At 38.3% G+C, this 19186-nt stretch carries 17 protein-coding genes; 4 read left to right on the forward strand and 13 right to left on the reverse strand.

The features are described from left to right. Positions 1 to 123 precede the first annotated feature (123 nt). Entirely contained in the window at positions 124 to 1071 is a 948-nt protein-coding gene (locus tag QUE72_RS15670) for a 1-aminocyclopropane-1-carboxylate deaminase/D-cysteine desulfhydrase (RefSeq protein WP_286270029.1), read from the forward strand. Here QUE72_RS15670 and QUE72_RS15675 read toward each other — a convergent pair. The 9 genes from QUE72_RS15675 to QUE72_RS15715 all read right to left on the reverse strand — a co-directional run bounded on the left by QUE72_RS15675 (position 1034) and on the right by QUE72_RS15715 (position 9588). After that, complete coding sequence (locus tag QUE72_RS15675; protein ID WP_286270031.1) at positions 1034 to 2656, reverse strand: EAL domain-containing protein; 1623 nt, start codon at positions 2654 to 2656, stop codon at positions 1034 to 1036. The genes QUE72_RS15670 and QUE72_RS15675 overlap by 38 nt on opposite strands. Positions 2657 to 2790: 134 nt before the next feature. Beyond that, positions 2791 to 3243: a 50S ribosomal protein L9 gene (gene rplI, locus QUE72_RS15680; protein WP_074500239.1), complete on the reverse strand. Its 453-nt coding sequence runs from the start codon at positions 3241 to 3243 to the stop codon at positions 2791 to 2793. A gap of 20 nt (positions 3244 to 3263) precedes the next feature. Further along, a complete protein-coding gene (rpsR, locus tag QUE72_RS15685) occupies positions 3264 to 3491 on the reverse strand; it encodes a 30S ribosomal protein S18 (RefSeq protein WP_074500237.1) in 228 nt (75 codons plus the stop codon). A 9-nt stretch (positions 3492 to 3500) separates the two neighbouring features. After that, positions 3501 to 3806 carry a primosomal replication protein N gene (gene priB, locus QUE72_RS15690; protein ID WP_074500235.1) on the reverse strand — a complete coding sequence of 102 codons (306 nt, stop codon included), beginning with the start codon at positions 3804 to 3806 and terminating at the stop codon, positions 3501 to 3503. A 7-nt stretch (positions 3807 to 3813) separates the two neighbouring features. Then, positions 3814 to 4221 (reverse strand): 30S ribosomal protein S6, encoded by a 408-nt coding sequence (rpsF, locus tag QUE72_RS15695; protein ID WP_074500229.1) that lies wholly within the window; start codon positions 4219 to 4221, stop codon positions 3814 to 3816. 170 nt (positions 4222 to 4391) lie between these two features. Beyond that, positions 4392 to 5468, reverse strand: a complete 1077-nt coding sequence (locus QUE72_RS15700; protein ID WP_074500226.1) for an ABC transporter substrate-binding protein — start codon at positions 5466 to 5468, stop codon at positions 4392 to 4394. Positions 5469 to 5658: 190 nt separating this feature from the next. Next, positions 5659 to 6432, reverse strand: a complete 774-nt coding sequence (rlmB, locus tag QUE72_RS15705; RefSeq protein WP_074500223.1) for a 23S rRNA (guanosine(2251)-2'-O)-methyltransferase RlmB — start codon at positions 6430 to 6432, stop codon at positions 5659 to 5661. An 8-nt stretch (positions 6433 to 6440) separates the two neighbouring features. After that, entirely contained in the window at positions 6441 to 8834 is a 2394-nt protein-coding gene (rnr, locus tag QUE72_RS15710) for a ribonuclease R (RefSeq protein ID WP_286272993.1), read from the reverse strand. Between the two features lie 136 nt (positions 8835 to 8970). Next, positions 8971 to 9588 (reverse strand): tetratricopeptide repeat protein, encoded by a 618-nt coding sequence (locus tag QUE72_RS15715; RefSeq protein WP_286270034.1) that lies wholly within the window; start codon positions 9586 to 9588, stop codon positions 8971 to 8973. A 385-nt stretch (positions 9589 to 9973) separates the two neighbouring features. Between QUE72_RS15715 and QUE72_RS15720 the strand changes: the two genes are divergently transcribed. After that, positions 9974 to 11143 carry an HD-GYP domain-containing protein gene (locus tag QUE72_RS15720; protein WP_074500216.1) on the forward strand — a complete coding sequence of 390 codons (1170 nt, stop codon included), beginning with the start codon at positions 9974 to 9976 and terminating at the stop codon, positions 11141 to 11143. Between the two features lie 65 nt (positions 11144 to 11208). Here the strand turns inward: QUE72_RS15720 and QUE72_RS15725 are convergent, their stop codons facing one another. The 4 genes from QUE72_RS15725 to QUE72_RS15740 all read right to left on the reverse strand — a co-directional run bounded on the left by QUE72_RS15725 (position 11209) and on the right by QUE72_RS15740 (position 16863). Then, positions 11209 to 14349: an efflux RND transporter permease subunit gene (locus QUE72_RS15725; RefSeq protein WP_074500215.1), complete on the reverse strand. Its 3141-nt coding sequence runs from the start codon at positions 14347 to 14349 to the stop codon at positions 11209 to 11211. Then, positions 14349 to 15449, reverse strand: coding sequence for an efflux RND transporter periplasmic adaptor subunit (locus QUE72_RS15730; protein ID WP_286270035.1), 1101 nt, complete (start codon positions 15447 to 15449; stop codon positions 14349 to 14351). Before QUE72_RS15730 ends, QUE72_RS15725 begins: the two co-directional genes overlap by 1 nt. Positions 15450 to 15801: 352 nt before the next feature. Beyond that, the gene (gene erpA, locus QUE72_RS15735) at positions 15802 to 16143 is read right to left on the reverse strand and encodes an iron-sulfur cluster insertion protein ErpA (protein WP_074500213.1); all 342 of its coding nucleotides are present in this window, start codon (positions 16141 to 16143) and stop codon (positions 15802 to 15804) included. Between the two features lie 51 nt (positions 16144 to 16194). Then, positions 16195 to 16863 (reverse strand): DUF6776 family protein, encoded by a 669-nt coding sequence (locus QUE72_RS15740; protein ID WP_286270037.1) that lies wholly within the window; start codon positions 16861 to 16863, stop codon positions 16195 to 16197. Positions 16864 to 17011: 148 nt separating this feature from the next. Between QUE72_RS15740 and QUE72_RS15745 the strand changes: the two genes are divergently transcribed. Both QUE72_RS15745 and QUE72_RS15750 read left to right on the forward strand, forming a co-directional pair. Then, positions 17012 to 18697: a chloride channel protein gene (locus tag QUE72_RS15745; RefSeq protein ID WP_286270039.1), complete on the forward strand. Its 1686-nt coding sequence runs from the start codon at positions 17012 to 17014 to the stop codon at positions 18695 to 18697. Next, positions 18694 to 19125 carry a CopD family protein gene (locus QUE72_RS15750; RefSeq protein WP_286270041.1) on the forward strand — a complete coding sequence of 144 codons (432 nt, stop codon included), beginning with the start codon at positions 18694 to 18696 and terminating at the stop codon, positions 19123 to 19125. The genes QUE72_RS15745 and QUE72_RS15750 overlap by 4 nt, the downstream gene beginning before the upstream one ends. Positions 19126 to 19186 lie beyond the last annotated feature (61 nt).

A 19186-nucleotide genomic window follows, 5' to 3' on the forward strand; every position in this document is an offset into this window, starting at 1 on the left:
TCACTTATTCGTATATATCCGCAAGTTTTTTAGTTAATATTTCATTATTAAACATTTATAGTCTGTCTAAATGTTGTGAAATAGCCCGCAACCACACCAACAAAGTATATACTTATCGTCATCATGAAATCTTCTGCTAATTTACCTTCTCCTGTTCAAGCCATTGAACATCCGTTATTCACAAAACATAAACTGACTGTTTACGTAAAACGCGATGATCTTATTCACCCCGTTGTGTCGGGCAATAAATGGCGGAAGTTATACTATAATTTACAGCACGCAAAATCTTTAGGTTATCGTGGCACTCTCAGTTTTGGTGGCGGATATTCAAACCATCTTCATGCACTCGCTTATGCTTGTCAGCAACAACAAATACATGCAATTGGCATGGTACGTGGTGAACAGCATTATGAAACCAATACAACGCTGACGCAGGCCAAGCAATGGGGTATGACTTTAGATTTTATTGATCGAAAAACCTATAAGTTACGCCACGATGAAACCTACTTAGCAGACTTAAAAGCACGTTACCCAGACCATTTTATTATTCCTGAGGGTGGCAGTAATTCTCTTGCTTTAAAAGGTGTCAGTGAGTTATGTGATGAGCTAAATAGCCAAGTTGAATTTGATACGATTATTACCCCAGTTGGAAGTGCAGGCACGATTTCAGGAATAATTGCAGGGGACAAACAACAACATAATATTCTCGGTATTGCGGTATTAAAACAAGCAGAGTATTTACATGAACACATTCAATCACTGCTGCAGTCACATCATTGCAACGCACAAAACTGGCAACTATTCACGAATTTTCATGGTGGAGGGTATGCAAAATTTTGTGCTGAAGATTTATCAAAAATGTGTGAATTTAGCCAGTTAACGCAATTACCGTTAGAGCCCATTTATTCAGGAAAAATGATCTTAGCGCTATTAACCTTGATCGAGCAAGGCTTTTTCCCTGCTGGCCACCGTATTGTGATATTACATACAGGCGGACTACAAGGTTTACACGGACTTATTGAGCAAAAAAAAATTAAGGCTGATGAATGGCTTTTGCCACCTGCGACATAGGCTCAGTAAAGTAGTGTCCTTGTCCGCCGTTCACGCCTAATTTTTTTAACGTTCGCCACTCTTCAGCGCATTCGACACCAAAGGCGTAAATGTCAACTTGTTGAGATTGGCAGATTTTTACTAAACTTTTGACGAAAATTTGATTTTCAGAACGCTGATGGATATTAATAACAATACTGGCATGAAGCTTTATCGCACTGATTGGACATTCCTTTAAGTAATCAACACTTTCAATATATTGTCCAACCTTGTCAATAAATAACCGGATCCCAAGTGACTGTAACTGTGATAATACAGGCTTTAGCCGTAAATACTCATTAACCAAATGATATTCTGATATCTCTACAATCAATTGTGATGATATGCTTGGATAGCGAACAAGAATTTCTTTAAACTTGCCGAGCAAGTTTTTCGATAACAAGCTCTCAATCGATAAATTTAAACTACAACTTTCAGTTAAATGTCGATCGTAATTCAATAAACGGCAGATTTGTGATAACACTAAAAAATCAACCTCTTTAATCACACCACTTTTCACTGCCATTGGTAAAAAGACGCGTGCGTTAATCAATTGCCCGTCTTCATCACGCACTTTGGCCAATACTTCATGATGTAAAGATTTTTCGTTGGTTGCAGCAAGTACGGGCTGAAAAAATAACACAAAGGCATTTCTTGCAATGGCTTTTTCCAAAAAAGTACGCCATTGTAATGAACCTTTAGCACGCACATGCTCCACCTCACCAGGTTCAAACATAAACCATTGAGAAGGGCCTTGTAATTGCGCTGATCGTAGCGCCATATCAGCTTCAGATTTAATTTGATAGCTATTCTCAGCTTGAGAAAAATAGCTTACACCGATATGCACAAAAGAATCTCGTTCTACGCCTATCGGTAAGGCTATACTTGATAAGGTTTTGATCATGCGTTGCGCTAATTGTTCTGCTTCAGTGATATAAACACCTGGCGCTATTAACGCAAGTTCATAGGTACCTCTGCGTGTTAAATAACAACCCGATAATTTATGTAGCAACATATTAATACTGGCGATCACCTGATTAAAAATTTGCGTTACCGCTGTTCTACCATGAAGCGTATAAACAAGTTCGCCTTCATTAAAATGAATAAAGTAAACAGCTCCTTGTATTCCTTCTTCTTTAAGTAACGCATCAAGACGATGATCAAAAAATTCTCTATTGCCAAGCCCAGTATCTTCATCGAGTAATATTTTACTTCTAATACCTTTATCAATCATGCTGTCAATATTATCAACATCACGACCTTTAGTGACTAATCGGTTTACCATTCGAGCAATAACGTCTTGCCCAACTAAATCTTGATACTCATGGCAGATATTGGCTAAGTACGCCCAATTTTCTACAACGAGATATCTTTTATATTTGGGTATGACTTTTTTATGAAGAAGATAGATAGTAACGATGAGCGCCAAAAGAACGATCGTGAGCAAGCTCGCAAGTAATATTTGATTATTAAACCAAAGTAATAGCGATGCCCCAGTGATAATAACTGTTATCAGGTACAATAAAGACAATAATACCACTGGTGAAGATGATGTTAGCTTGACCATTAACCTTGATGTGTTTGTAGATTCTAATCAAAGTGTAGCTAAAATTATGCAATCAACACTGATTGGCTAAAATAAAAGTAAAAAAAAACGCTGTAACCTAAGTTACAGCGTTTTCATATAAAGCTAAGTTGTAATTACGCTTCAGCGATAACAACAACTTTAATGCTTGAATCTACATCTGTGTGCAAGTGAATAGCGATATCGAACTCACCTGTTTCACGGATTGAACCGTGTGGTAAACGTACTTCAGCTTTAACAACTTCAACACCCGCTTCAGTGATCGCATCAGCGATGTCACGAGTACCAATTGAACCGAATAATTTACCTTCGTCACCAGCTTTAGAAGCGATTGTTACTTCAGCAAGTTCTACTAATTTAGCAGCACGTGCTTCTGCAGCAGCTAAGTCATCCGCTAATTTCTTTTCTAAATCAGCACGACGAGCTTCAAAGTGCTCAACGTTTGCTTTAGATGCGAAAACAGCTTTACCTTGAGGTAATAAGAAGTTACGTGCATAACCAGACTTAACAGTTACCTTGTCACCAAGGCCGCCTAATTTGGCGATTTTATCAAGAAGAATTACTTCCATTTTCAAAACCCCTTATTAGGTTACTTGTGTAAATCAGTATACGGTAATAATGCTAAGTAACGAGCACGCTTGATCGCACGACCAAGTTGACGTTGATATTTAGCACTTGTACCAGTGATACGGCTAGGAACGATTTTACCACTTTCAGTGATATAATTTTTTAACGTAGCGATATCTTTATAATCAATTTCGCTAGCGCCTTCCGCTGAAAAGCGGCAAAACTTACGACGTCTAAAAAAACGAGACATGGATTTCTCCTAATTTATCTTTTCTATTTGCGAGGCATGCAGTACGAGAATTGGGTTACCATTTCTTGATTCATGACGGTTGATAAAACCAGTCACTTTAACTACATCTCTTGCAATGAACTCACGCGTTATGTGGGTTAATTCACCTGTTGCCACTACCTGTATTCGAACAAACGCTTGACGATTTAAGCCAGCTTCTTGTTGCATTGAGCGATGATCAATTGAAAATTGGCAATGCTCTATACCTGCAGGACTTGTTGAAAAACTAGGTTTTTTCACCAGTTCCCCAACTAACACTAAGTGATTATCAACCACAGATTACTTATTCTTCGCTTGCAGCTTCTTCAGTTTTTTCTTCAACTTTAGCAGCTGGCGCTTCAGTAACCTCTTTCTTCACTTCGCGACGGTCATCTTTAGCAACAGCCATAGGTGATGCTTCAGTTACCGCGCCTTTAGTACGCATGATCATGTTACGAATAACAACGTCGTTATAACGGAAAGAAGTTTCTAATTCATCAATAACTGATTGCGGCGCTTCAACGTTAATTAAAACGTAGTGTGCTTTATGCAGTTTGTTGATTGGGTATGCTAACTGACGGCGACCCCAGTCTTCAAGACGGTGGATTTTACCTTCAGCGGCGTTGATCAAGTCAGTATAGCGCTGGATCATACCAGACACTTGTTCACTCTGATCAGGGTGAACCATAAATACGATTTCGTAATGACGCATTACGAGCTCCTTACGGTTGTAGCCTCTTAGCTGGCTCAGCCCAAAGCACCAGTATTGAGGCAAGGAACAAAAATATGTTCAGGCTGATTTAAGGTCGCGTATTGTAGGTAAAACAACCGATAAAGGCAAGCTTATTTAGTGATTATTTAATCACCGACGCGGTAAGCATTTTACTGTCTAACAGGTGAATAGATGTTTAAGTAAACGTTGTTAAGGCCCTGATGTTCTAACGGTGAAAATTCAATTTTAATATCAAGCTGTTGCGATGAAAAATTTTGTATTTCATTCAAAAAGCAAGTTGGAGTCATAGTGTTGATGCATTGCTTAGCTACTTGAGTAAATAAATAGCCATTCATATACCCTTCTAATTGAATACGATCCAAGTCAGAATAACCAGCAGCGTTCATGTCTTCAACAAATTGACGACAATATGCTTTTTTGCAATCTTTTGGATCGGGAAAGACTTCAGTGATCAATACATCACTGTGGTATTTAAGTAATGGGAATAAGTCAGCACTTGAAATAAAGGATACACTTGAAAAAAATGGCGTAAAATCTTGCTCATACGCTTGGTTAATTAATGTTGACAATGGTTTATATGTTCCCACAAAAGCGACCGCTTCAACTTTGTGTTTACGCAACAACATTAATGCAGTTTGTATATCTTCGGTATTTCTTCGATATCTTGCCGTTATCGTAGGCGTGACATGATAGCTTTCCATAATTTTCTTATAACCTTTCTCGACCGCATAGCCAAAATCATCCGCTTGGATCAATAAACCGATATTTTTAAATCCTCTGGTATTTATAAGGTAATCAAGTTGCGCCTTTACTTCTTGATAATAGCTAGCTCGCAAGGTAAAAATATTTTTAATTGCTGGCTTTCGAAGAAAATATGCACCGGTAAAAGGGGTTAAAAATGGTAACTTATTATTTTTAATGGTCTCGAGAATAGCTGCAGTTGTCGGTGTACCTACATAATTAAAGAAAGCAAAAAAATCACCTTGCTGTAGAAAATATTGCGTATTTTTAAGCGTATTGAACGGTTCATAACTATCATTTCGATGTGTCATTTCAATACGATAGCCTGGAAGTTCATTCTGATGATTTACTTTCTGAAAATAAACCTCTGCTCCCTGATTTAACCTGATACCAATTTGCGCCGCTGGTCCTTTCGTAACATTAGAGACAGCAAGCTTTATTAGGTTATCTTCATTGAATTGTGCATAGGTTAAAGTACTTAGCAATAATACAACAAGGTAAATAAGTATGTTAAGTATAAGTTTACCCCTTTTTAACTATCGTTAATGGTGATGTTACTGCAGCAATGTGCGCCCACTAGATCAACGGTTTAAGTTATTAATCTAATGGGTATTATAATAAACAAAATAAATGAACAGCGTAGCTATTTATTTAGGGTCTGTTGACCTTTCGCGTTTATTTTTGCAGCATTTTGGCTTGACGCTGACGAACAATTTCAAATAAACAAATACCTGTTGCCACTGACACATTTAAACTTGAAACATTCCCAGCCATTGGCAGCTTAACAAGTTGATCGCAATTTTCTTTAGTCAATCTACGCATACCTTTACCTTCTGCCCCCATGACAAGTGCCATTGGGCCATCTAGTTTTACATCATCATATAAGGAACAATCAGTTTCGCCTGCGGTGCCGACCAACCAGATACCTTGTTGCTGTAAAGACTTCATGGTTCTGGCTAAGTTAGTCACTTGAATCAACGGTACAGTTTCAGCTGCGCCAACCGCAACTTTTCGTACGGTGGCGCTTATTCGTGCCGCGTTATCTTTAGGGACAATAATCGCCTGCACCCCTGCGGCATCGGCATTACGTAAGCATGCACCTAAATTATGCGGATCAGTCACGCCATCTAAAATCAGTAAAAAAGGTAATTCATTTTTACGTTCAGCAGCGAATAACACATCATCTAAATCAGCTTCTGACAACTGTTTCTCTGGAGTTATTCTTGCCAGTACACCTTGGTGTTGCTCACCTTTCGCTTTATCGTCAAGCACCTTTCTCTGTACTACTTGCGTAGGAATGCCATACTTTCTTGATAAATTAACAATTGTAGATAATCGTTGGTCATCACGACCTTTTAATAGAAATAATTCTTTAAAGCGTTCCGGTTGGTTTTCAATTAGTGCTGTTACAGCATGAATACCAAAAGCCAATTCGTCATGTTTAGCCATTTTATCATTTAACCTTTTGTTTTCTTTCTCGCATTTTTACCAGGACGTGATTTCTTATTATTGTTGTTTTTTTTCTGGCTTGCTTTTGATTGTTTTTTCGATGTTGCTGGTGAGTTTTGTTTATCAACATTTTTTTGTAATTTGCGCTTTCTGGTTTTCGTTGCTGCCGTCTTAACGGGTTTTTTAGCAACCTTATTAAGGGTATCCACCAATACTAAATCAATTTTCTTTTCTTCTAAGTTTACCGCAGCAATTTGCACTTCCAATTCATCACCTACGTGAAAACTATTGCCGGTTTTATCTCCCGTCAAACACATACGCGCATCATCAAAGTGATAAAAATCATGACCTAAAGAAGTAATATGCACTAATCCTTCGATATGAATGTTATGCAAGCGGACAAATAGGCCAAAGTTAGTAACAGTAGAAATTACCCCGGTAAAAACATCTCCTACATGATCTTGCATAAATTCACATTTAAGCCAATCTGCAACATCGCGCGTTGCATCATCCGCTCTTCGTTCTGTCATAGAACAATGTTCGCCCAATTCAGCGATTTGCTGCTGTTCGTAAAGATGATGCCCTTCATTTGCCTCAGAAGCTGATTGCGATTGCAATATTGCTTTAATCACACGGTGAATAACTAAATCAGGATAACGTCTGATCGGAGACGTAAAATGGCTATATGATGCTAACGCTAAACCAAAATGACCAATATTATCATGCTGATAAACAGCCTGCTTCATCGAACGAAGTAACATGGTTTGTATTAGCTCTTGTTCTGGCCTGCCTTCTATTGTTGCTAAAATTGCGCTGTAGTCAGCAGGCTCAGGCCCATCTTCCATCGCCCCTTTTAGCGGCATAGTAATACCTAGCTCCGCTAAGTAGTTTACAAAATGCGTAAATTTTTCATCGTTAGGCTTATCATGTACGCGATATAGCCCAGGTTTTTGATGCGCTAAAACAAAGTTTGCTGTAGCGACATTTGCGAGAATCATGCACTCTTCAATAATTTTATGTGCATCATTTCGTAATAAAGGCTCTATAGACTCAATTTTACGATGTTCGTTAAACACAAAGCGTGTTTCTTGTGTTTCAAAAGCAATCGCACCTCTTTTTTCTCGCGCTATTTTTAGCGCTAAATATAATTGATTCAGTGTTTCAAGTTCAGGCACTCTGTCAGCATATTGCTCTCTAAGTTCTTGATCATCATTTAATATTGCTGCAACTTTCGTATACGTAAAACGTGCATGTGATTTAATAACCGCGGGATAAAATGTACTTTCAGCTAACTCCCCTTCAGTATTAATCGTCATTTCACACACCATTGCCAAACGATCAACATCAGGGTTTAAAGAACATAAGCCGTTCGATAGTTTCTCTGGCAGCATCGGGATAACTTGGCTAGGAAAGTATACGGAATTTCCTCGCGCTATTGCTTCATCATCTAAGGCACTTCCTGGACGCACATAATAACTTACATCGGCAATTGCCACCCATAAACGCCATCCACCGGTTGGTTCTTTTTGACAATATACTGCATCATCAAAATCTCGTGCATCTTCACCATCTATGGTAACTAAAGGAAGTTTGCGTAAATCTTTTCTGTTAGCCTTCGCCGGTTCATCCACTTCGTCATTGATCTGATTAACTTGCTCAAGCACACTACTAGGAAATTCATGTGGTAAATCATGTGCTCGTAGTGCTATATCTATTTCCATACCTGGCGCCATGTAATCGCCTAATACTTCGGATACTTTGCCAACGGCATTACTACGTTTACTGGGTCGCTGAATGATATCAACTACCACCATCTGCCCATGCCTTGCAGTCGAGCGCTCTTTTGGATCAATCAGAATATCTTGTTTAATTCTAGTATCTTCTGGCACAACAAATAAAATATTATGTTCAACAAAAAAGCGGCCAACAATACCGTGCTTGCGCGGTTCAATCACATCAATAATTTTAACTTCTTGTCGACCTTTACGGTCAGTTCTATCGACGATCATAGCTTCAACAATGTCACCGTGTATAACACGCTGCATCTCATGTGAAGAAATAAATAAATCTTTACCTTTTGTTGCTTCTACAGGTTGGTCTGGAGTAAAAAAGCCATACCCATCACGATGTCCACAAACCTTTCCAATTAATAAACTGTTTTTAGGAGGAATTGCATACTGTTTAAATTTATTAAAGATCAGTTGTCCTTCATTTTCCATCGCACGCAAACGCCGTTTTAATCCAACGATGTGTTCATCACGTTGATAGTTTAATTTTTTACATAACGCTTTAAAGGTAGGAGGAATATTGGACGTTTCAATAACAGACAAGAGTTCTTCACGGCTAGCGACCGGAAACTCGTATTCTTGCTCAATGTTTTTTGGTTTTGAATCTTTAATAATCGTTTTTCTTCGTTAATGGACTGACGTTTTTATTATATCTTACTTCACCTAAGACACGTCAATTATTAACCACTTTTTATCAATAATAAATCATGACCAATTGAGACCGTACTTTTCTTGGCAAAAAATTAGTTGTTTAATATTTTCCTTGCTTGGCCATATTTACAACACGCGTAGGCATTTTTTCTGCAAGATCAGACAGTAATATTGATATTTTTCTATGAATTTTCTTATCATCGGTTACAGAATGATGGAGTTGAGCATAGAGCTCAGGAAAGTCTAGAGGACTGCCGTTGCCTGCATTGTATATTTCAGCAAGACGAATTTGAGCATTAAGATTTTGCAGGCTTGCCGCTTCTTTAAGGAAAATAATTGCCTGTCTCATATCTACCTGCATAAACTTTCCAACGTGATAATATCGGCCTAATTGCTCTAAAGCTTCTGGTAAACCTTGATCTGCAGCCTCTCTCATATAGTGCAATCCTAGTGGAATATCTTTTTTTATACATACTCCGTAAGCTAGCATGTCACCCCATAAAAACTGAAAAGCGGGCTTTTCTGAAATAGTTGCGCGAGCTTCAATATCTTGAACAAGTTGACATTCATCTATGACAACTTGGCTTAAATGCTTGTTTTCTTTTATTAAATCTAAAAGTATGTCATCCGTATATACTTGTACTGCTTTTATAGACGCACCATGTGTAAATAACGTTACACTGAATAACATTAAAAAACTGATTAATAATCGCAACATAACTACCCTACTTTAACGGTCAAAAACACGTTCAATAATGCCTTGTTATCGACACTTTTCAGAAAATTTTTAGTCCTTAATCATAAAAATTTATTAAAGACTTGGGGAATGACTAATAGCACAGAGCCCACTCATCGTTAATTCTATGCAAATTTAGCACCAAAAAGATTTAAACGCATTTATTACTCAAACTTTACCCCCACGATAACAATATTAGAGCGTGTTGATTGTCCCAAATACTTCATTTTTTCTACCAAGTTGAACAATTATCTTCTATGATATTTATTCTACAATAAATAATACACCCTTAATATGTCACCATCATGTTGTGCCGAATGGAAACTCAACATAACAACATTAAAATATCAAATAGTTGAGAAAACATATGATAAAACAAATATGCATATCTGAATTAAAAGTAGGTCATTTTGTCGTCAATATTGCAAAGCAATCCGCGCAATATACGTTAACCAGTGCAGGTAATATTAAAAGTGACCGCGTTATTCAAAACTTGCTAAAAAAAGGTGTACAACAAGTTGTTATTGATACCGATAAAACACTTACTTTTGCACAAGATCAGGCCGAAATTGCACAGGAAAGCGTAAATGAACATGTAACGATTCAAGCTAAAGATGCGAAAGAAATTTTTTCAGTCTCGAAAGAGATCCAACAAAAAGTGTTTAACGATGCTGCACAAGGTAGACCATTAGATTTATCGCCTGTCACAGAGATTACAGATAGGGTCATTGAAGAAATTTTTAAGAATCCAAACGCACTTGCCAGTATTATAAACATCAGAAATAAAGATGAATATTTACTAGAGCATTCGATCTCAGTTTCTATCTTAATCACAATATTCGCCAAGTTTTTGAAACTTGATAAAAGCATTATTCAACAGCTGGCCATCGGCGCATTTTTGCATGATGTGGGCAAAATTATGATCCCAGAAGAAGTGCTCAATAAACCAGGTCGGTTAACTGAAGATGAATTTAGTATTATGAAATCTCACGTGACACATTCAATCGATATTATTCAACATACGCCAGGCATTTCAGAATTGAGTTTAGAAGTCGCAGCGTTACACCATGAAAAGCTCAACGGCCAAGGCTACCCTTTTAACATTCCTGGAGATCATATTTCTACTTACGGAAGAATGATTGCTATATGTGATATTTTTGATGCGTTGACCGCAGCAAGGTGCTACAAAGACGGCTACAGTCATGGTAAAGCCTTTGCAATTTTAAAAAACCTAGCCGATCAACAACATTTAGATGCGAGTTTAGTGACTAAATTTATTCAATGTATGGGGATTTATCCTGTAGGCACGCTAGTAGAATTAAACTCAGGTAAAGTTGCGATAGTTGAAGAAAAAAATGAAAAAGATTTATTAAACCCAAAAGTAAAGATTTTTTACAGCGCAAAACACCATCACTTTGTTGAAACCAAGTATATTGATTTATCTCAATCGGAAGATTTTATTATTAAAGGTATTAAGGCCGATGATCTAGATTTGGATATGCATCAGATCACCGAACAATTAATAACTGAAGGTTAGGGTCTGTTGATCTTTCGCGTTTTGTTCGAACAAAATTTAATCTCGAAAGGTCAACAACTCCTAGTCTAGGCCGCATTTTTTTCACGCTTATTGCGCGTAAACAGGCTCATTTTTTGCTTCGCTGATTGATATACACCTTTCTTAGTTCGCAACATAAGCAAACAAGGGGTTAATACCAGTGTCAAAATAGTGGCGAAAGCCAAACCGCCAGCAACTACCGTTGCCAATTGGGTCCACCATTGCGTAGAAGGCGCACCATACACAGCCGTGCGATTAAAAAAATCTAGATTGACTTGCATAACCATAGGCAATAAACCTAAAATCGTGGTGATAGTTGTTAGCATAACAGGGCGAAGGCGCTGTGCTCCGGTACTTAATACAGCATCCGTTGCTGACATGCCTCGCGATCGCAACACATTATAAGTATCAATTAATACGATGTTATTATTGACCACAATACCCGCTAATGAAATTACCCCTATTCCCCCCATCACTATTCCAAAGGGTTTTTGTACCAAAACAAGCGCTAAGAATACCCCTACCGTTGAAAACACCACGGCACTTAAAATTAAGAACGCTTGATAGAAACTATTAAACTGAGTAACCAAAATAATCGCCATCACAAATAAAGCGACGCCAAATGCATTGACCAAGAATGCTTGTGATTCTTGTTGATCTTCATTCTGTCCTTTCAGCTCAATATGTACTGTCGGCGCAATACCTAATGTTGGTAATTTCGCTTGTAAGGCAGGCAACTCTTTAAGCAGTTGAGCCCCCGTGATCAAGTTCGCTTGAATAGTAACCACTCGCCTGCCATCAGTACGTCTGATAGTATCTACTTTAGGCGCTGGCACACGTTCAACAAAACTGCTTACTGGCACTAAGCCCGCAGAAGTTTTTATTCGTAGTGAATCAAGTCGCCCGATACTGCGTTTTTCTTGTGGAAACCTAACGCGAATATCTAATTCATCATCCACATCATCAGGTCTATATTCCCCAAGCTTTAAGCCATTCGTTACCATTTGTACCGTTGAACCAACTAAAGCGGCATCTGCGCCATAAGTTGCGGCTTTTTTACGATCAATATTAAGTTGCCACTCGATACCCGGTTTAGGCGCAGTATCTTCAAGATCGGTGAATTTTCCTGAATTCACTAACACCCCTCGTATCGCTTTTACTGCTTGCTCTAACTGCTCAGGAAAACGTGAACTTAGCTCAATGACAACATCTTTTCCGCTTTGAGGTCCATCTTCATTTTTTCTTGCTTCAAGTTCAACGCCTGCCATATCGGCAGTATTGGTCTGAATATTTTCAATAATTTCATCTGCTTTACGACGTAACTGCCAATTTAAAAAGTTAACTTGAAAGGTACCTACTATGTCATTGCCACCCGTTAAATTATATAAGGTGTCTATCCCTTTAATCGGTAAAATGCGTTGTTCAATATCACGCATAATGGCATCTTTCTCATATACGGAGAGATCGCCATGTGAGCGCACCACAATGGTTGCACTATTTGGCTCAACTTCTGGAAAAAACACAACGCCCAACTCTGAAGCACCGTAAAGGAACATCACTACAACAGACATGATGATGGTGCCAATAATCACTTTCCATGGATGTTTTATCGCTTTGGACAGTAAACCAATATATTTTGCTGTGAACCCCGTTAGTTGCGAAAAATCTCCTTTTTCGCTATCCAATACTTGTTGCTTTTGCTCATCTGACATCGGGCGAGGCTTACCCAAAACTGTGCCTAACGTAGGAACAAAAATAAGCGCCATTGCGAGTGATGCTGTTAACACCGCTATCAAAGTAATAGGGAGGTATTTCATAAACTCCCCCATCATACCCGGCCAGAACATTAACGGTGCAAATGCAGCCAAAGTGGTTGCGGTTGAAGCGATAATCGGCCAAGCCATGCGTTTAGCCGCGTTTGCATAAGCTACTTGTTTAGATCTACCTTCACTCATTTCCCTATCTGCAAACTCGGTAACAACAATAGCGCCATCAACGAGCATACCTACCGCCATAATAAGACCAAAAAGTACAACGATATTTACTGTTAAGCCTGAAATCGCTAGTACTAAAATTCCAGTTAAAAATGCCCCTGGAATCGCTAAGCCAACTAACAAGGCAGTGCGTGCACCAAGTGCAGCAATAACCACGATAACGACGAGTAATACCGCTGATAACACATTATTTTGTAGATCATTCAAGGTGTCTTTAACGTCAACCGACTGATCGCCTACGTAATCAACCACAACTTGCTGCGGCCAACGTTGCTTTTTTTCAGCAATCAATTGTTTTACGTTATTAACAGTATTGATAATATTTTCACCCGAACGTTTTTTGACTTCCAGTGAAATTGAGCGTTCACCATTTAAGCGGGCAAACGTTGAAGGATCTTTATATGCTCTTCTTACCGTAGAAACATCTTCAAAGGTAATAACCTTGTCACCTTCCGCCTTTATGGGTAACTCTAATAAATCTTTAACTGATTCAAATACTGAAGGAACTTTAACGGCAAACCGCCCTTTACCAGTATCCATAGTACCTGCTGGTACTAAACGATTATTGCGATCGACTAACGTAAAAATATCGTTTTGATCTAATCCATAGCTTTCTAGCAGTAGTGGATCAACGATAATTTCAACCATATCTTCACGATCACCACCGATATCTACTTCAAGCACTTCTTTCATGCCTTCAATATCATCTTTTAGATCTCGTGCTAACGTAAGCAAACCACGCTCTGTAACAGGTCCTGATAATATCACCGTTACCGCAGGCACTTGGTTAGCCATCGTCACTTCGTGTACCTCTGGCTCTTCAGTTTCTGAAGGCAACTTGGCTTTAGCTAGCGTTACTTTGTCACGAACATCTGCAAGTGCTTCTTTAGGATCAAGACCCGCTAAAAATTCCAAAGTAATAGACGCATGTCCTTCACTAGCGACTGCTGTCATTTCTTTTATGCCAGCAATAGATTTTAGCTCTTTCTCCATTGGGCGAACTAGCATTCTTTCAGCATCTTCCGGAGAAATTCCATCGTGAATCATCGACACATATATCATTGGAATTGTAATATCAGGATTCGATTCTTTCGCAATATTTGCGTAAGTGACAGCCCCAGAAATCAGCAATAAAATAAAAATAAGCAATACTGAACGAGTTCTCGTAAGGGCTCCGTCAATAATAGTCAGCATTATTCTTCCTTATTACTAACAGCATGAACCGCTTCAACACGATCGCCTTCGCGAACGAAGCCTTGCCCGAGGGTAATAACATCAGCTTGCGAACCAAGACCGGCAAGCCACATGCCATCATTTTCACTTTTAACAACATTAATTGGTGTAAATTTAACCGTATTATTATTTACCGTTTTGACACCCAAATTCCCTTGATCATCAAGCGCTAATAATGCTGGTGATACTTTAATCGCTTCGACTTGTTCAAACGCTAAAGAAATTTCACTACTCAGCCCTGAAAATAGCTTATTTTCATCATTGTTTATCGCTACTTCAATTTTAAATGTATTGGTATATTCATCAGCCAAACTTGCGATATATCGCACATCACCTGTGAATTTAGATTTGTTTAATAAGGTAACCTGTGCTTGTTGGCCTACCTTTATTTTGCTGACTTGATTTTCAGTAACATGAGCGGTAACAATCAAGGGATTTAAATCAGCAATAATGGCAACATCATCACCACCTTGTAAGTAATCACCTTGTTCAACAAAACGTGTATTAAGTACTCCATCAAACGGCGCCCGAATAACGGTGTTTTTTAAAGCAATCTCAAGTTGCGCGATCTGTGCTTTTATCGCCTGTAAATTAGCGTCTGCCTGACTGAGTTGAACCTCACCTTGGTAACCATCAGCATTTAACGTTTTAATACCGCGATATTCGATTTCTCGCTGAGCCAATAGTGCTTTAGCTTGATTAAGCTGCGCAGGAAGTTCATTGCTAGCCAATGTAATAATTTTTTGCCCTTGTGAAACTGCAGCACCTCTATTAGCGTGTACTTTGACAACCTGACCAGAAATTTCCGCTTTTAACGTGGTAATTCTATCGGGAGCAGTACGACCATATAATTCGATTGCATCACTGACGGCATCAGCATACATCGTTTCCACTTTAACTTTAGGGATTACCTCTTGCTGTTGCTCGTTTTCAGCAGCCGACACTTTTACCTGAAACAGTCCGGACAACATCCATAATATCAACAAAATAGAAATGATAATCGCCAAAATATAGGGTCGTTGAGATAAGAAGGTTCTAAAATTGCTAATACGATTAGCCATGCTGACTCCAATGCCATTTACTTTTAAAAGTAGGTGATTCTGATTTGGTTGCTAAAATTGATGATTTTTAATAATGCGCAGATAAAGTACACCGAACAGCCTATTCACGCAATGATAAAAGAAGATCTAAATTGTTAAAATTTGTATAAAAATTAACTTATTGGTGCTACACGAAAATTGTTTTAATAAACATAAATACTTATGTTGACTTCACGTATTGCTGTTAACATTATAAAATGGCCAGCACACAGGTAAATAGCTTTATTGACAAGAGAAAAACAGGGGGTTGTCGCGCAAGAAACGAGGCAAATATTTCTTACGCGCTATAATATATGGCGACTCAAAGGCGACTTTAGATTGAAAATGATGAACCACAACCACACGTTGTGCTTGCATTTGGATTATTCACTAAAAAGCGACTCCCTTCTAAGCCTTCATAATAGTCGACTTCGCCATCCACCAAATATTGTAAACTCATTGGATCAACAACCATGGTGACACCCTGTTTTTCGATTGTCATATCACCTTCATTGACTTTTTCATCAAAGGTAAAGCCGTACTGAAACCCTGAACAACCACCACCTGTTACGTAAACACGTAATTTTAGCTCTGGATTCTCTTCTTCTGTGATCAAAGCCAATACTTTACTTGCAGCGGCATCAGTAAATTTAATTGGTACTTCTGGATTTGACATAGATTTCAACTCTTACTTTAATATGCGGGAATTATCGTAAACTTGACCAATTTAATCAAGTATTAGCGACGTGGATTGTTCGGTCTTCTCGGTGACATCAGTCCATGAGTAACTTTGATCAATACGTTGGTACGCTTGCCATTTACTTTTTGGCAATATTGCCGACAACACAATTTGATCAACTGTGAAATGCTCTGGTAATGTTATTTCTCCTTCAATCACTTGAAAGTATTGAAAACTGAAACCTAATTGTTCCTTGGTAATTTCCGATACTTCACTCAATGCAAGTTTAGTAGGTTTATTCTGTAAGCTACCATGAAGTGCTAATTGAATGTGGCCCTTAGCATAACGTTTTCGTACTTTCTGTTGAACCAATACCACTTTAAACCGATAGTGGTGTTCGCTTGCGGTATTTGAAATCACAAACTGATCAATCACTACGCCATCAGCTTGTTTTTCTGGTGCCATTACTTTTTCATAAAACGCGAGATCTTTTTTCACTTTAAAGTGCTGTTGCTCTATGGTTGTTAATAGCTTTTGTGACTTTTGATTTGCCAAACGCTCAACCTCTAATTCAACTTCTAAGGTATTGATCCGACGAATATGATTTTCTTGCTGCTCGTATAGGTGATCTAAGCGTTTCTGCATTTGTTCAAGGGTATGCTGTTGAAAACCGTGAAAGAAATTTCCAATACGGTAACCACAAAAAAAACAGGTCACAATTAGCGCCAGTAACAATAATGAAGATCGAAAAGTGCCTAGACGCTCTACGATACTATTTAAATTTAATTTTGCTAACCAACTCATATAAAAAGTATTATGATACCAATGAAATACAACAATAATAACAAACAACAAGCTTCACACTATGATGAATAACTTAGCGCTAAAAAAACATCTTGCTCAACCCAAGACGTCTTGGCAGCTTTGTTTACTTGCTGCGTTAGGTGGCGTTGCTTCTGCTGCAATAGTGATACTTTTTACATTTAGCATCAAAGAACTACAAAATCTATACCTCGTCTTGTCTGCTAATTATATCAACTCTGACCTCGTAAGTCGTATGCTATTACCAATTATTGGTGCATTAGTTATATTATTGTCCGCTATGCTGACTGGTTATCAGTATTTACGCACCGGAATACCTTTTGTACTCCACCGTTTAAAAGTCGCTTACGGCGTGATGCCGCTAAGAAATACGGTTAATCAATTTATCGGAAGCACTCTAGCCATTGCTAGTGGCTTTTCAGTTGGTCGTGAAGGACCAGCGGTTCATTTAGGGGCCGCTTGTAGTAGCTACATTGGCAATAAATTACATTTACCTTTTAACACGGTCAGAACATTATGTGCCTGTGGCATCGCAGCTGCTATATCCGCTAGTTTTAACACACCGATTGCTGCAGTTATTTTTGTTATGGAAGTTATTTTACGTGAATATAAAGTGTACATATTCATTCCAATCATGATCGCAGCATTAGTTGGTTCTATGATCACACAAGGTGTATATGGCCCAGCACATCAATATGAATTTTTCGATAAAATTGATTTAACCGTTATTCATTATCCAATTTTAATGTTATTTGGTATTGCTCTAGGAATTTTAGCCTCTGTTTTTAATAAAAGCCTAACCACTTTAATCGCTTATTCAAGCCAATTCTCTTTAAAACGTAGACTACTTATCGCCGCATTAATTACGGGAATTTGTAGTGCTTTTGTTCCGGCCGCAATAAGTACAGATATTCAATTCAGTCATTTTAACACTGAGTTTTCTCAACCTGTCATGATGGTACTACTGTTGTTATTAGCTAAATTGCTCATGACCATTACAGCGCTAGGTTTAGGTATTCCTGGTGGTATTATCGGACCCATTTTAGTTATTGGTGCTATTTCAGGTGTTGTTGCCGCAGAAGCAGTTGTGCCCTTTTTACCCGGTGAACACCTCCCCACTGACTATGCTTTAATGGGTATGGCTGGCTTTATGGCTGCAACGTTAAACGCGCCTTTAGCTGCTTTATTAGCGGTGGTGGAGTTATCTGGTCAACTTGAAGTGATTGTGCCTGCCATGTTAGTTATATCAACGGCTTGTGTATCCTCCGGACAATTTTTTAAAAATCGCAGTGTATTCGTTATGCAATTAGAAGTGCAAAATTTACTGTACCGTCAACCTCCCATAGAAAAAACGTTACAACGTGTTGGTGTTTTAGCTGCAATGAACACAACATTCGAGTTAGTGAGTGATACCCATATTGATTATTTGAGCAACCGGTACTTAAAAGACGAAGGTAAAACATTACTTATTTCTCGCGCAGTAGACCAGCCTGAACTATTCATTTGGCATCAAGCGCGAGTATCAGAAGATAACAGCGTGCAATCATTTGATAATCATCCGCTCATTGCTATTGATAGTAGAGCAACCCTTGCTGAAGCATATAATGCGTTAAGTGATGCCCGCAGGGGCGCTGTTTATATTTACCAACAAGACAAGAGTAAAATTTTAGGCATATTGCCTTTTGCACAAATTCGCCGATTTTTACTCGAAGGAAATACAACGTCATGACAATTCTATGGTTAAAAGCTTTACATGTTAGTTTTATGGTTGCTTGGTTCGCTGGTATCTTTTATTTGCCACGTTTATTCGTCAATCATGCACAAGCAAAAAATCAACAGGTGATTGAACAATTAAAAGGGATGGAGAAACGTTTACTCTTTTTTATTACGCCTTTTGCTATTTTAACGGTGATATTCGGCTTATTGTTAATATATTCATACGGTTCTGCTTGGTTTAACAGTGCGATTTGGTTACATATTAAAATAACCTTAGTTTTCATTTTGCTGGCATACCATGGCTATTGCTTTCGCTTGTTGTACCTTTTTAAGCATAATAGAAATCAACGAAGTAGTCTTTTTTATCGCATTTTTAATGAAGTGCCTGTAATCATTTTATTTGCCGTGATTATTCTAGCTTACCTCAAACCTAGTTTTTGACAAAAGCACGCGTTTATTCATTCTAAATATCCATTGAATGTGCTATATTTCGGCGGATTTT

This window comes from Thalassotalea hakodatensis (genome assembly GCF_030295995.1).
GTDB lineage: Bacteria > Pseudomonadota > Gammaproteobacteria > Enterobacterales > Alteromonadaceae > Thalassotalea_C > Thalassotalea_C hakodatensis.

Coding starts and splice junctions, on each gene's coding strand:
- QUE72_RS15670 (WP_286270029.1), top strand. CDS start 124: ATGAAATCTTCTGCTAATTTACCTTCTCCTGTTCAAGCCATTGAACAT.
- QUE72_RS15675 (WP_286270031.1), bottom strand. CDS start 2,656: ATGGTCAAGCTAACATCATCTTCACCAGTGGTATTATTGTCTTTATTG.
- rplI (WP_074500239.1), bottom strand. CDS start 3,243: ATGGAAGTAATTCTTCTTGATAAAATCGCCAAATTAGGCGGCCTTGGT.
- rpsR (WP_074500237.1), bottom strand. CDS start 3,491: ATGTCTCGTTTTTTTAGACGTCGTAAGTTTTGCCGCTTTTCAGCGGAA.
- rpsF (WP_074500229.1), bottom strand. CDS start 4,221: ATGCGTCATTACGAAATCGTATTTATGGTTCACCCTGATCAGAGTGAA.
- rlmB (WP_074500223.1), bottom strand. CDS start 6,432: ATGGCTAAACATGACGAATTGGCTTTTGGTATTCATGCTGTAACAGCA.
- QUE72_RS15715 (WP_286270034.1), bottom strand. CDS start 9,588: ATGTTGCGATTATTAATCAGTTTTTTAATGTTATTCAGTGTAACGTTA.
- QUE72_RS15720 (WP_074500216.1), top strand. CDS start 9,974: ATGATAAAACAAATATGCATATCTGAATTAAAAGTAGGTCATTTTGTC.
- QUE72_RS15725 (WP_074500215.1), bottom strand. CDS start 14,349: ATGCTGACTATTATTGACGGAGCCCTTACGAGAACTCGTTCAGTATTG.
- QUE72_RS15730 (WP_286270035.1), bottom strand. CDS start 15,449: ATGGCTAATCGTATTAGCAATTTTAGAACCTTCTTATCTCAACGACCC.
- erpA (WP_074500213.1), bottom strand. CDS start 16,143: ATGTCAAATCCAGAAGTACCAATTAAATTTACTGATGCCGCTGCAAGT.
- QUE72_RS15745 (WP_286270039.1), top strand. CDS start 17,012: ATGATGAATAACTTAGCGCTAAAAAAACATCTTGCTCAACCCAAGACG.
- QUE72_RS15750 (WP_286270041.1), top strand. CDS start 18,694: ATGACAATTCTATGGTTAAAAGCTTTACATGTTAGTTTTATGGTTGCT.